Source organism: Streptomyces sp. NPDC053513, from assembly GCF_044544765.1.
In the GTDB taxonomy this organism is placed as follows: domain Bacteria; phylum Actinomycetota; class Actinomycetes; order Streptomycetales; family Streptomycetaceae; genus Streptomyces; species Streptomyces litmocidini.
The window spans coordinates 119,050-131,676 of sequence record NZ_JBITXP010000003.1 but is presented as its reverse complement, the minus strand read 5'-3'; the positions used below and the strand labels follow the sequence as shown (position 1 = coordinate 131,676).

The 12,627-nt window shown below is 72.7% G+C and carries 14 protein-coding genes; 5 read left to right on the top strand and 9 right to left on the bottom strand.

Annotated features, from left to right (window positions below; all coding sequences use genetic code 11):
- The first annotated feature begins 126 nt into the window (after positions 1–126).
- The 3 genes from ACIGW4_RS06295 (at position 127) to ACIGW4_RS06285 (ending at position 2,575) form a co-directional block, all read left to right on the top strand.
- Positions 127–1,152, top strand: coding sequence for a 6-phosphofructokinase (locus ACIGW4_RS06295; protein ID WP_398711004.1), 1,026 nt, complete (start codon positions 127–129; stop codon positions 1,150–1,152).
- Positions 1,153–1,254: 102 nt separating this feature from the next.
- Positions 1,255–2,205 carry a cytochrome c oxidase assembly protein gene (locus ACIGW4_RS06290; RefSeq protein WP_123458716.1) on the top strand — a complete coding sequence of 317 codons (951 nt, stop codon included), beginning with the start codon at positions 1,255–1,257 and terminating at the stop codon, positions 2,203–2,205.
- Positions 2,206–2,374: 169 nt separating this feature from the next.
- Positions 2,375–2,575 carry a hypothetical protein gene (locus ACIGW4_RS06285; protein WP_123458717.1) on the top strand — a complete coding sequence of 67 codons (201 nt, stop codon included), beginning with the start codon at positions 2,375–2,377 and terminating at the stop codon, positions 2,573–2,575.
- 15 nt (positions 2,576–2,590) lie between these two features.
- On the opposite strand, the gene ACIGW4_RS06280 is transcribed toward ACIGW4_RS06285, so the two are convergent.
- Positions 2,591–3,592, bottom strand: coding sequence for a DUF3048 domain-containing protein (locus tag ACIGW4_RS06280; RefSeq protein ID WP_123458718.1), 1,002 nt, complete (start codon positions 3,590–3,592; stop codon positions 2,591–2,593).
- 77 nt (positions 3,593–3,669) lie between these two features.
- On the opposite strand from ACIGW4_RS06280, the gene ACIGW4_RS06275 reads away from it, so the two are divergent.
- Together ACIGW4_RS06275 and ACIGW4_RS06270 are read left to right on the top strand one after the other, a co-directional pair.
- Entirely contained in the window at positions 3,670–4,368 is a 699-nt protein-coding gene (locus ACIGW4_RS06275; protein ID WP_399578798.1) for a lysophospholipid acyltransferase family protein, read from the top strand.
- A gap of 85 nt (positions 4,369–4,453) precedes the next feature.
- Positions 4,454–5,488 carry an NAD(P)-dependent oxidoreductase gene (locus ACIGW4_RS06270; protein ID WP_185094899.1) on the top strand — a complete coding sequence of 345 codons (1,035 nt, stop codon included), beginning with the start codon at positions 4,454–4,456 and terminating at the stop codon, positions 5,486–5,488.
- A gap of 52 nt (positions 5,489–5,540) precedes the next feature.
- Here the strand turns inward: ACIGW4_RS06270 and ACIGW4_RS06265 are convergent, their stop codons facing one another.
- The 8 genes from ACIGW4_RS06265 to ACIGW4_RS06230 all read right to left on the bottom strand — a co-directional run bounded on the left by ACIGW4_RS06265 (position 5,541) and on the right by ACIGW4_RS06230 (position 12,583).
- Positions 5,541–7,118 carry an alpha/beta hydrolase gene (locus ACIGW4_RS06265; protein ID WP_398711006.1) on the bottom strand — a complete coding sequence of 526 codons (1,578 nt, stop codon included), beginning with the start codon at positions 7,116–7,118 and terminating at the stop codon, positions 5,541–5,543.
- A gap of 143 nt (positions 7,119–7,261) precedes the next feature.
- The gene (locus tag ACIGW4_RS06260) at positions 7,262–8,005 is read right to left on the bottom strand and encodes an urease accessory protein UreD (RefSeq protein ID WP_359589535.1); all 744 of its coding nucleotides are present in this window, start codon (positions 8,003–8,005) and stop codon (positions 7,262–7,264) included.
- Positions 8,002–8,679 carry an urease accessory protein UreG gene (gene ureG / locus ACIGW4_RS06255; RefSeq protein ID WP_123458721.1) on the bottom strand — a complete coding sequence of 226 codons (678 nt, stop codon included), beginning with the start codon at positions 8,677–8,679 and terminating at the stop codon, positions 8,002–8,004. The genes ACIGW4_RS06260 and ureG overlap by 4 nt, the downstream gene beginning before the upstream one ends.
- A 53-nt stretch (positions 8,680–8,732) precedes the next feature.
- Entirely contained in the window at positions 8,733–9,398 is a 666-nt protein-coding gene (locus ACIGW4_RS06250) for an urease accessory protein UreF (protein ID WP_123458722.1), read from the bottom strand.
- A complete protein-coding gene (locus tag ACIGW4_RS06245) occupies positions 9,398–11,119 on the bottom strand; it encodes an urease subunit alpha (protein ID WP_398711007.1) in 1,722 nt (573 codons plus the stop codon). The genes ACIGW4_RS06250 and ACIGW4_RS06245 overlap by 1 nt, the downstream gene beginning before the upstream one ends.
- Positions 11,112–11,471: an urease subunit beta gene (locus ACIGW4_RS06240; RefSeq protein ID WP_123458724.1), complete on the bottom strand. Its 360-nt coding sequence runs from the start codon at positions 11,469–11,471 to the stop codon at positions 11,112–11,114. The genes ACIGW4_RS06245 and ACIGW4_RS06240 overlap by 8 nt, the downstream gene beginning before the upstream one ends.
- A gap of 14 nt (positions 11,472–11,485) precedes the next feature.
- Entirely contained in the window at positions 11,486–11,788 is a 303-nt protein-coding gene (locus ACIGW4_RS06235) for an urease subunit gamma (RefSeq protein WP_041128049.1), read from the bottom strand.
- 165 nt (positions 11,789–11,953) lie between these two features.
- Positions 11,954–12,583, bottom strand: a complete 630-nt coding sequence (locus ACIGW4_RS06230; RefSeq protein ID WP_359589507.1) for a TetR/AcrR family transcriptional regulator — start codon at positions 12,581–12,583, stop codon at positions 11,954–11,956.
- Between the last annotated feature and the right edge of the window lie 44 nt (positions 12,584–12,627).

The following is a 12,627-nucleotide window of genomic DNA, read 5'->3' as shown; positions in this document are numbered from 1 at the left end:
GAACGTACGTTGTCCACTGTGCGGACATCCGGTTCGGTCCCGCCACCCCTGCGGCGATAGGGTGGCGGGGATCCAGCCGGACGACGTGGTCCGGGAGTCGGCCCACGTTGCAAAGGTTTTTGGGCTATGCGCATTGGCGTGCTCACCTCCGGCGGAGACTGCCCCGGTCTGAACGCTGTCATCCGTTCCGTCGTGCACCGCGCCGTCGTCGACCACGGCGACGAGGTCATCGGCTTCCACGACGGGTGGAAGGGTCTCCTGGACTGCGACTACCGCAAGCTCGACCTCGACGCGGTGGGCGGCATCCTGGCCCGGGGCGGCACCATCCTCGGCTCCTCCCGGGTCCAGCCCGCGCACCTCGTCGACGGCGTCGAGCGTGCCAAGGGCCACGTCGCCGACCTCGGTCTCGACGCCGTCATCCCGATCGGCGGCGAGGGCACCCTGAAGGCGGCGAACCTGCTCTCCCAGGCGGGACTCCCGATCGTCGGCGTCCCGAAGACGATCGACAACGACATCGCCTCCACCGACGTCACCTTCGGCTTCGACACGGCCGTCACCGTCGCCACCGAGGCCCTCGACCGGCTGAAGACCACCGCCGAGTCGCACCAGCGGGTCCTCGTCGTCGAGGTGATGGGCCGCCACACCGGCTGGATAGCGCTGCACTCCGGCATGGCCGCCGGCGCGCACGCCGTGGTCGTCCCCGAGCGCCCCTTCGACATCGACGAGCTGACCTCCCGGGTCGGCGAGCGCTTCGAGGCCGGCAAGCGGTTCGCGATCGTGGTCGTCGCCGAGGGCGCGAAGCCGCGCGAGGGCTCGATGGACTTCAAGACCGCCGGCACCGACATCTACGGCCACGAGCGCTTCACCGGCATCGCCAACCAGCTCTCCGCCGAGCTGGAGCGGCGCCTCGGCAAGGAGGCCCGTCCGGTCATCCTCGGCCACGTCCAGCGCGGCGGCACGCCGACCGCGTACGACCGCGTCCTCGCCACCCGCTTCGGCTGGCACGCCGTCGAGGCGGCGCACCGCGGCGAGTTCGGCATGCTGACCGCGCTGCGCGGCACGGAGATCACGATGGTCCCGCTGGCGCAGGCCGTGGAGACCCTCAAGACGGTCCCGGCCGACCGGTACGCCGAGGCGGAGTGCGTGCTCTGACGACTCCCGTGCGTGACAACCGCCCCCGGTCGCCGTCGCGGCCGGGGGCGGTTCTAGTCTGGTGCGGACAACAAGCGCGAATCGGGCTCCAGGAGTGTACGGATGGATCACAGCGGACACGGCATGACCATGGATCTGCCGCCGTTCACGCTGGGACGGGGCCTGGAGTTCTCCCCGGACCTCTTCTTCCTGATCGGATGCCTGGCGGCGCTCGGTCTGTACGGCTGGGGCGTGGCGCGGCTGCGGCGGCGCGGTGACGCGTGGCCGGTCGGCCGGACGGTGCTCTTCGCCGTCGGCGTGCTGACGATCGCGCTGGTGATGTGCACCAAGCTCAACGACTACGGCATGGTCATGTTCAGCGTGCACATGGTGCAGCACATGGTGATCTCCATGCTGTCGCCGATCCTGCTGCTGCTCGGCGCGCCGGTGACCCTCGCGCTGCGGGCGCTGCCGGTGGCGGGCCGCGGCTCCCTGGGGCCGCGCGAGCTGCTCCTGAAGCTGCTGCACAGCCGGTACATGCGGGTGATCACGCACCCGGCGTTCACCATCTCCATGTTCATCGCAAGCCTGTACGCGCTCTACTTCTCGCCGCTCTTCGACTTCCTGATGGGGTCGAAGGCCGGGCACATCGGGATGATGGTGCACTTCCTGATGGTGGGTCTGATCTTCTTCTGGCCGATCATGGGCGTGGACCCGGGCCCGCACCGGCCGGGGTACGTGATGCGGATGCTGGAGCTGTTCGCGGGGATGCCGTTCCACGCGTTCTTCGGCATCGCGATGATGATGGCGACCCAGCCGCTGGTGAAGGCGTACGAGAACCCGCCGGCCTCGCTCGGCATCGACGCCCTCGCCGACCAGAACGCCGCGGGCGGCATCGCCTGGGCCTTCAGCGAGATCCCGTCCGTGCTCGTGCTGATCGCGCTGGTCTACCAGTGGTACCACTCCGAGCAGCGGCAGGCCGTCCGCAAGGACCGGGCGGCCGACCGGGACGGCGACAAGGAGCTGGAGGCGTACAACGCGTATCTGGCTTCGCTGCGGGCGCGGAGTCGCTGACGCTCGGATCCACGCCCCCTTTCCGGGCCCGGTGCCGCTTCCGGCGCCGGGCCCGTTCGCGTTCCGGCGCACGCCGGAGCGTCCGGGGAGTAGCGCGCGCCCCTCTTCCGGGGTCACGATGGGCTGGATGGACGGCTTGCGCGGCCCCGGTCGGGAGGAGGGCGGGCTGATGTCCGGTCCCACGAAGACGATGACGGTGCTCACCTGCGCGGCGCTGGTGCTGACCACGGCCTACACGGTGGCGCTCGGCAGCAGCGGCTGGCTCTGGTTCGGTCTGGTGATCCTGGTCGTGGCGACGATCGGGATGGCGGCGGCGGACAGCTCCGTACCACCGTCTCCCGGATCCCGCCCGCCGGGCACCACGTCCTGACCGACGGGGCCCGCCCTACGCGCGCGGGGCCAGGACGATCCAGGTCTGGCCCGGGGCGAAGGGCAGGGGCGCCCCGGCCGGGGTGGTGAAGGTGGTGCCGGAGCCGGCGGAGGGGCGGGACCAGCGGGCCTCGTGGGCGCGCCCGTCGCGCAGGACGAGGGCGGTGCCGCTGCCGACGGTCTCGCTGTACGGGGAGACCGAGCCGAAGCGGTCGTGGAAGCGGGAGGGGCGGATCGTGACGTGCTGGACGACGACCGTCTTCGGAGCGAGCGGGCCCGTGTCGGTGGCGCGGGCCTCGCGGCCGTCCATGGCCACGCGCCAGGCGTGGTCGGCGGCGGACCAGGTGAAGGCGTAGCGGGCCGCCGGGTAGCGGACGGTCGAGGTGGTGACCGGGGTGCCGCCCGGTGGGGCGGGCCCGAAGCGGAGGCCGATGTCCCGGGCGTCGTCGGCCCTCGGCGCGGCGGCGAGGGCGCGGTCGGGGCGCAGATAGAGGTTGTGCGGGGCGGGTCGGTCCGGTGAGCGCAGGAAGGCCCGGGGCGCGGTGGTCTCCGTGACGAGGTCGAGGGGCGCGGCCCGGAGGAGCGGGGTGAGGGCGGACTGGGCGCCGGAGTAGGCGAGGACCGGCCGGCCGTAGTCGGCGAGCAGGGCGATGTCGGACTCCCGGGCGCTGCGGACGGGGCCGGTGAGGTCGGGGAGGTGTGAGGAGTAGACGGCCAGGAGGCGGGTGACTCCGCCCTCGACCTGTTCGACGTAGACGAGGTCAGCGGCGCCGAGGCCGGTGTGGGGGCGGGCCGCGGGCACGTTGTCGATCTTCACGGTCAGGACGGGCGCGGGCTTCGCGGGAAGTCCGGTGAAGGGCGAGAGCCCGGTGGGGGTGGCGGGCGCGGTCGTCGGCGTGGGGCGCGGCTGCGGCGGCGGGCCCGGGTCGGAGCAGCCGTACAACCCGGCCGCCGTCAGCGCGCACAGCAGCGCGGTGAGGACGCGGCCGGGGCGCCTGGCTCCGCGCTCGCCCGTCATGTGACGCTCCCCCACCAGTGGACCACGGGCCCGTGCGGGGATACAACGGGCGTGACGGACGACGAACGGGGGTCTCGGTGTTCTACCAGCTGATGAAGCACGTCCTGCTCGGGCCGCTCCTCAGGCTGCTGTTCCGCCCGAGGATCGAGGGGCTCGAGCACGTCCCGGAGGAGGGGGCCGCGATCGTCGCGGGCAATCACCTCTCCTTCTCCGACCACTTCCTGATGCCGGTCGTCCTGGACCGGCGGATCACCTTCCTGGCCAAGCAGGAGTACTTCACGGGTCCCGGTCTGAAGGGCAGGCTGACGGCGGCCTTCTTCCGGGCCGCCGGGCAGATCCCGGTCGACCGGTCGGGGAAGGAGGCCGGCCGGGCGGCGATCCGGGAGGGTCTGGGCGTCCTCGACCGGGGCGAGTTGCTCGGGATCTATCCGGAGGGGACGCGTTCGCACGACGGGCGGCTCTACAAGGGCAAGGTGGGGGTGGCGGTGATGGCGCTGACCGCGGGGGTGCCGGTGGTGCCGTGCGCGATGGTGGGGACCTTCGAGATCCAGCCGCCGGGGAAGGTCGTGCCGAGGATCTGCCGGGTCACCATCCGGTTCGGGGAGCCGCTGGACTTCTCCCGGTTCGCCGGGTCGGCGGGCGAGAGGGCGGTGGTCAGGGCGGTGACGGACGAGATCATGTACGCGATCATGCGCCTGTCGGGCCAGGAGTACGTGGACGAGTACGCGGCAGTGGTGAAGGCCGCCGGGTCGCGTGGTGACGCGCCGTCGGAATAGTTCCCGCGCGGGGAACGCCGAGGGCGGATCCGCGCACGGCGCAATCCCCTGGGCCACGGCCCGGGACACCCGTAGCGTCCCTCGTATGACCAAGGGAAACGCGTTCGTGCTGGGTGCGACGGGACAGGTGGGGCGGGCGGCCGTGCGGGCGCTCGTCGCGGACGGCTGGGAGGTGACGGCCGCCTCGCGGGGCGGCGCCGGGGACGACGGGTGGCCGGGCGGGGTCCGGTCGGTCCGGCTCGACCGGAACGAGCAGGGTGCGCTGGCGGCGGGCCTGGGCGACGGGTGCGACGTGCTCGTGGACATCGTCGCGTACGACGCCGGTCACGGCCGGCAGCTGACGGGGCTGGCCGACCGGATCGGTTCGGCGGTGGTGGTGTCGAGCGGGGCGGTGTACGAGGACGAGCGGGGGCGCAGCTTCGACACCCAGGACCGGCCGGACGGCTTCCCCGCCTACCCGGTGCCGATCGCGGAGGACTGGCGTACGGTCGCGCCCGGCGACACCACGTACAGCACGCGGAAGATCGCCCTGGAACGGGAGGTGCTCGCGGCGGGCGAGGCGCTGCCGACGACGGTGCTGAGGGCCGGCGCGATCCACGGCCCGTACTGCCCCGGACCGCGCGAGCTGTGGTTCGTGAAGCGGGCGCTCGACGGGCGGCCGGTGCGCGTGCTCGCCCACGGGGGGACGTCACGGTTCCATCCGGCCCACGTCGACAACATCGCGGAGCTGGTCCGGCTCGCGGCGGCGGCCCCCGGCAGCCGGGTGCTGAACGCGGCGGACCCGGAGGCGCCCACGGTGGCGGAGATCGGGGCGGCGATCGACGCGGTCATGGGGGCGGAGAGCGAGACGGTGCTGATGGAGGGGGCGCCGCGGGGCACCGTGGGGCTCACCCCGTGGACGTCGGAGCATCCCGTCGTCTACGACATGGCGGCGGCCGAAAGGGAGTTGGGGTACCGGCCGGTGGTGTCGTACGCGGAGTCGCTGCCGGAGACGGTCGAGTGGCTGGCCGGGCACCTGAAGGGGCGGGAGTGGCGGGAGGCCTTCCCCGGCCTCGCGAAGTACCGGGTGGACTTCTTCGACTACGCGGCGGAGGACGCCTGGCTGGCGTCCCGGGCATGACGGGAGGGGCGGCCGTCGGACGGCCGCCCCTCCCTTCACGCTGTGCGGGGTGTTACGGCTTGGGGGTGGCGTGCGGCTCGCACGTCACGTCCTGGCCGTCCACCTCGCCGGTGAGCAGGTAGGTGTCGACCCGCGAGTTGATGCACGGGTTCACCAGACCGGTGACGCCGTGCGAACCCGCGTTCTTCTCGGTGATGAGACGCGAGCCCTTGAAGCGCTTGTGCAGCTCGACCGCGCCGACGTACGGCGTCGCCGCGTCGCGCTCGGACTGGACGATGAGCACCGGCGGCAGGCCCTTGCCGGTCTTGACCTGGGTCGGCTTCTGCTGCGGCGCGGACCAGGTGGCGCACGGCAGGTTCATCCAGGCGTTCGCCCAGGTCATGAACGGGTACTGCTCGTGGAGGGCCGAGTTGTCCCGGTTCCACCGGTTCCAGTTGGTCGGCCACGCGGCGTCGGCGCACTCGACGGCGGTGTAGACGGCGTTGCCGTTCTCCGACGCGATGTTGCCGGCCGTGTCGGTGAGGTCCGCGGCGGCGCCGTCGATCAGCGGCTGCGGGTCACCCGCGGCGTACGCGCTCCAGGCCTGCGCGACCGGGGCCCACGAGGAGTCGTAGTACGGGGCGCTCTGGAAGAAGCCGATGAGCTCGGCCGGTCCGACCTTGCCGCCCAGGGGCTCCTTCTTGGCGGCGGCGCGCAGGGTCACCCACTGCTGCTGGACCTCCGCCAGGGTGTCGCCGAGGTGGTAGGTGGCGTCGTTCTGGGCCACCCAGTTCATCCAGTCCTTGAGGCGGCCCTCGAAGGCGATGTCCTGCTCCAGGTTGGCCTGGTACCAGATGTTGCTCTTCTCCGGGTTGACCACGCTGTCGACGATCATGCGACGGACGTGGTCCGGGTACAGCGTGCCGTAGACGGCGCCCAGGTAGGTGCCGTAGGAGACGCCGATGAAGTTGAGCTTCTTCTCGCCGAGCGCGGCCCGGATGACGTCGAGGTCACGGGCGGTGTTGCGCGTCGTCATGTAGGGCAGCATGTCGCCGCTCTTCTCGGCGCAGCCCTTGGCGTACTCGGCGGCCAGCTTGCGCTGGGCGAGCTTGTCCGCCTCGCTGTCCGGGACCGGGTCGAGCTTGGGGCCCTTGACGAACTCGGTCGGGTCGACGCAGGAGATGGGCGCCGAGTGGCCGACGCCGCGCGGGTCGAAGCCCACGAAGTCGTACGCCTTCGCGGTGTTCACCCAGAGCGGGCTCTTGGTGGTGACCCGGCGCGGGAAGCGCAGGCCGGAACCGCCGGGGCCGCCCGGGTTGTAGAGCAGCGCGCCCTGGTGCTCGGCGGCGGTGCCGGTGGCCACGGCGCGGTCCACGGCGAGCTTGATCTTCTTGCCGTGGGGCTTGGCGTAGTCGACCGGGACGGTGACCCAGCCGCACTGGATGGGCTTGGCGAAGCCCCAGTCGGCCGGGCAGTCCTGCCAGTCGATGCCGGCCTTGGCGGCCTCGGCGGCGGCGATGGTCGCGCCGCGCGCCTCGTCGTCCCGCTCGTGGCCGGTGACGGCACCGGCCGTCGGCGCGGCGAGCGCGGTCGCCATGAGCGTGCCCGCTATCAGAGTGCCGGCAGAGCCGAGCACTGCTGTGCGTCTCAATGGTCCTCCCCCTGAAGGAGTCTGTGTGTCCGGGGGATCCTTTCGTCACCGGGGCTCAGGATGTAAGGGCGTACACGTGTTTCTTTGCCGAACCAATAACCGGTGAGTGGTGTACCGCTGAGCGGTACGGCTCCGAGGAAGGTTCAGAACGGGGCGAGTTCGGACAAAGCCGCATCGAGGAGTCGCCGCAGCGCGAGCGCGTCGGGGGCGACGGCGGTGGCGAGGGCGGCGGGGCCGGCGAGCGGGCTGACCACGGCGTTCTCCCCGTACAGCCGCGGCCCCACCGGCTTGTCGGCGAACGCCGGGTCGACGACGAGGAGTTGCCCGGTGGCCCGGTGGCCGCCGAGGACCGCGCCGCCGTCCCAGCCACCGGACGCCCCGGGGCCGAAGGCGAGCTCCTGGTCGAACAGGGGGCGGCCGGCGCGACGGACGGTGAGGCGGCTGACGAGGGTGCCGGGCGGTTCGCCGTGCCGGCCGAGGACCTGTTCCTCCCGGAGGACGAGCCGCGCCGTGGGCGCGAGGTCGACGGTGGTGCGCATCCGCAGGTGCGAGCCGGCCGCGGAGACGAGCTGCTCGGGCAGCCAGCGGAGCACCGCCCCGTCGCCGACGGCGATCCGCACCTCGTACGCGGCGGGGTCGGCGCTCCGGCCGGGCAGGGCGAGGGTGGCGGCGGCGGAGTCGACCAGGAGCCGGGCCCCGTCCCGCACCTCGGTCTCGATCGCCAGCCGGTCGCCGCCGAGCGGGGCGCTCATCGCCCCGACGACGGTGACCCGGGTGTACGGTCCGGCGGCCCGGGTGCGGCGCAGGGCGAGGGGGCCGTCGCTCACCAGGAGCGGCAGTCCGCCGTCGGCGTCGGCGGTGATCCGGGCAGTGGCGCGCAGGCTCACGCGGTCCACGCCGCGAGCTGTGCCCGGACCCAGTCGGCGACGGGGGCGACGCCGTTCTCGCCGCGCAGGGAGGTGAAGGCGACGGGCAGGTCGCCGCGCTGCTCCTTCGCGTCGCGGGCCATCCGCTCCAGGTCGGAGCCGACGTACGGGGCGAGGTCGGTCTTGTTGATCACGAGGAGGTCGGCGGTGGTGACGCCGGGGCCGCCCTTGCGGGGGATGTCGTCGCCGCCGGCCACGTCGATGACGAAGATCTGGGCGTCGACGAGCCCCTTGGAGAAGGTGGCGGTGAGGTTGTCGCCGCCGGACTCGACGAGGACGAGGTCGAGGGGCCCGACGCCGTCCTCCAGGTCCTCGACCGCTTCGAGGTTGGCGGAGATGTCGTCGCGGATGGCGGTGTGCGGGCAGGCCCCGGTCTCCACGGCCTGGATGCGCTCGGGCGGCAGGACGGCGTTGCGGAGGAGGAACTCGGCGTCCTCGCGGGTGTAGATGTCGTTGGTGACGACCGCGAGGGAGAGGGTGTCGCGCAGCTCCCGGCAGAGGGCGGCGACGGTGGCGGTCTTTCCGGAGCCGACGGGTCCGCCGAGTCCGATGCGCAGGGCGCGGCGGGTGCCGTCGGGGCGGTGGGCGTCGGCGGAGACGGCGCCGTGGTGGGTGTGGGCGTGATCGAGGTGCATGGCGGGCTCCCGGGTGCTCGGAGGGGGTGGCTCAGGGGGTGCTCGGAGGGTGCTCAGGACGCGAAGAGGCGGACGGGCCAGGCCGCGTGCTGTTCGGCGGTGAGGTCGAGCAGCGGGGCGGAGGCGGCGGGCAGCGCGTCGACGACGCCCTGCCGGGCGGCCGCGGTGGCGCGCTCGGCCACCTGGTCCATCTCGGGTGCGAGGCGGGCGAGGACGGCGGTGGCCTGGTAGGGGTCGAGGCCGAGGAGGCGGACGGCCGCGGTCGCCGGGCCGCCGACCGTCTCGTACGCGACGCAGTGCGCCGCCTCCCCGGGGCCGAGTCCGGCGGCCCGTGCGGCGGTGCCGAGGACGACGGGCTGGTGGGCGCCGCGGGGGAACGCGGCGGCCAGCGCGTCGAGTTCGGGGCTCGGCCAGGTGGCGCGGGCGGCCCGCATCAGCTGGCGGCCGAGTCTGCGGGCGGCGGCGCGCAGGGCCGCCGAGGGCGTACGGGCGTCGGCCGCCGCGTCGAGCTCGTACGGGTCGAGTCCGTGCGCGGCTCCGGCGGCGAGCCCGGCCGAGGTGAGGCCCGTGGTGTGCAGGCGGCCCCGGCAGAAGGACTCCAGGTCGGCGGCGTCCTTGATGCGGCCCGCCTTGACGGCGGCCTCGGCGCCGCCGGAGTGGGCGTGCCCGCCGGCGGGGAAGCGCCCGTCGGCGAGCACGAGGAGTGCGGAGAGTGTCATCAGAAGAGGAAGTAACGCTGGGCCATGGGCAGTTCGGCGGCGGGCGCCGGTTCGACGGTCTCGCCGTCGATGGTCACCGAGAAGGTGTCGGCGTCGACCTCGACCCGGGGCACGGCGTCGTTCTCGCGCATGTCGGCCTTGGTCACCCGCCGGGTGGAGCCGATCGCGGTGAACTCCTTGTGCAGCCCGAGCCGCCGGGGCAGGTCGTCCTCGATCGCCGCCTGGGCGACGAAGTTGACCGAACCGGCGGCGGCGGCCCGGCCGAGCGCGCCGAACATCGGGCGGGGCAGCACGGGCTGCGGCGTGGGGATGGAGGCGTTGGCGTCGCCCATCTGCGCGTACGCGATCTGGCCGCCCTTGAGGACGACGAGCGGCTTCACGCCGAAGAAGGCGGGCTCCCAGAGGACCAGGTCGGCGAGCTTGCCGGGCTCGACGGAGCCGACGAGGTGGTCCATGCCCTGGGCGACGGCCGGGTTGATCGTGTACTTGGCGACGTAGCGGCGGGCGCGGTGGTTGTCGGCGCGGCCGTCGCCGGGCAGGGCGCCGCGGCGCTTCTTCATGACGTGGGCGGTCTGCCAGGTCCGCATGATCACCTCGCCGATCCGGCCCATGGCCTGGGAGTCGGAGGAGATGATCGAGATGGCCCCCAGGTCGTGGAGGACGTCCTCGGCGGCGATGGTGGAGGGCCGGATGCGGGACTCGGCGAAGGCGAGGTCCTCGGGGACGGCCGGGTTGAGGTGGTGACAGACCATCAGCATGTCGAGGTGTTCCTCGATGGTGTTGACGGTGTGCGGCCGGGTCGGGTTGGTGGAGCTGGGCAGGACGTACGGCTCGGAGACGACGGTGATGATGTCGGGGGCGTGCCCGCCGCCGGCGCCCTCGGTGTGGTAGGCGTGGATCGTGCGGCCGGCGATGGCGGCGAGGGTGTCGCCGACGAAGCCCGCCTCGTTCAGGGTGTCGGTGTGGATGGCGAGCTGGGCGCCGGTCTCCTCGCACACGCTCAGACAGGCGTCGATGACGGCGGGGGTGGCGCCCCAGTCCTCGTGGATCTTGAAGCCGAGGGCGCCGCCGCGCAGCTGGGAGTGCATCGCCTCCCGGGACATGGTGTTGCCCTTGCCGAGCAGGCCGATGTTGACGGGGAAGGTGTCCAGCGCCTCGAACATCCGGGCCATGTGCCAGGGGCCGGGCGTGATCGTGGTCGCCTTGGTGCCTTCGGCCGGTCCGGTGCCGCCGCCCACGAGGGTGGTGACTCCGGTGGCGAGGGCCTGCTCGACGACGGTCGGCGAGATGAAGTGGACGTGGGTGTCGACGGCGCCCGCGGTGACGATGCGGCCGTTGCCGACGATGATCTCGGTCTCGGGGCCGATGACGAGGTCGGGGTGGACGCCGTCCATGGTGTCGGGGTTGCCGGCCTTGCCGAGGGCGGTGATCCGGCCGTCCCGGATGCCGATGTCCGCCTTGACGACGCCCCAGTGGTCGATGACGACGGCGCCGGTGACGACGGTGTCGGGGGCGCCCTCGGCGCGGGTGGTGCGGGCCTGGCCCATGGACTCGCGGACGACCTTGCCGCCGCCGAAGACGGCCTCCTCGCCGGCGCGGCCGGGGCCGCCGCAGCGGTCCTCCTCGATCTCGACGAGGAGGTCGGTGTCGGCGAGGCGCACGCGGTCGCCGGTGGTGGGGCCGAACAGGTCGGCGTAGACGGCGCGGTGGAGGTCAGGCACGGTCGCCGTCCTTGTCCTGCTCGGTGGTGTCGGAGGGGCCGGTGGCGTCGAGGGGGCCGGCGGTCTCGCCGCGCAGGCCGGGCACGATCCGGCGGCCGGCGATCGGGACCAGTTCGACCTCGACGGGGATGCCGGGCTCGAAGCGGACGGCGGTCCCGGCGGCGATGTGCAGCCGCTGCCCCCGGGCGGCGGCCCGGTCGAAGTCGAGGCCGGGGTTGACCTCGGCGAAGTGGTAGTGGGAGCCGACCTGGACGGGCCGGTCGGCGGCGTTGAGCACGGTGAGACGGGTGACGGGGCGCCCCTCGTTGAGGGCGACGGGTCCGTCCGCGTACAGGATCTCTCCGGGGATCATCGGCGGCCGCCCCTTCAGATGATGGGGTCGTGGACGGTGACGAGCTTGGTGCCGTCCGGGAAGGTGGCCTCGACCTGGACGTCGTGGATCATCTCCGGGATGCCGTCCATGACCTCGTCGCGGGTGAGCACCTTGCGCCCGGAGGCCATCAGCTCGGCGACCGTCCGGCCGTCCCGGGCGCCTTCCAGGATGTGGGAGGTGATCAGCGCGACGGCCTCGGGGTGGTTGAGCCGTACGCCCCGGGCCCGGCGCTTCTCGGCCACATCGGCCGCCACATGGATGAGCAGGCGTTCCTGCTCGTGCGGGCTCAGTTGCACTCTTCCACCTCACAGTCGTCGACCGGATCTGACCCGGACAGCTGCGGACCCTACCGACCGTCAACACTCTGTTGAACTGCGGAGATGCGGTGCGCGGCCAGACATTGCACGTTAGGGCGGAAGTTTTTCCGGCTCGTTAACCACGGCTTTGCATTTTTATGATCATCAGGCCGCTGTGGCATCTCCGGGCACGGACATCGACATCAAGCCACGGAGTCCGTCCTCCAGGACCTCGGCGGTCACGTCGCCGAAGAGCGCCTGCTGGGCGATGAAGCCCTGCGCGGCGGCGATGAGGGTGCGGGCCACGTGGTCGGCGGGGACGTCGGCGCGCAGGAGGCCGCTGTCGCGGTAGGCGGTCACCAGCGTCGTCCAGGCGGCCCGCATCCCCTGGTAACCCTCCGAGAGGGTCGCGGCCAGCTTCTCGTTGCGCAGGGTCTCGGTCCACACCTGGACGATCAGCCGCGCGAAGGCCTGCCGGTCCGCGCCCTCGACCCGCTCTTCCAGGAAGAGCCGGAGCACCGCGCCGAGGAGGACGTCGGGGGTGGGCGGCGGGGTCGCGCGGGAGGCCTCCTCGAAGGCGCCCCGGATGCCGGCGAAGGCCTCGCTCGCGATGGCCCCGATCAGCTCCTCCTTGCCGCGGAAGTAGCGGTAGACCGCGCCCGCGGACAGACCCACCTCGGTGAGCACGTCCTGCATGGACGTGGCGTGGAAGCCGTTGCGGGCGAAGCAGCGCGCGGCCCCGTCGAGGATCTGGCGGCGGCGGGCGTCGAGGTGTTCCTGGGAGACACGTGCCATGGACCGAACCTAAAACGAATATTCGTTCTTGACAACTTCCGGAC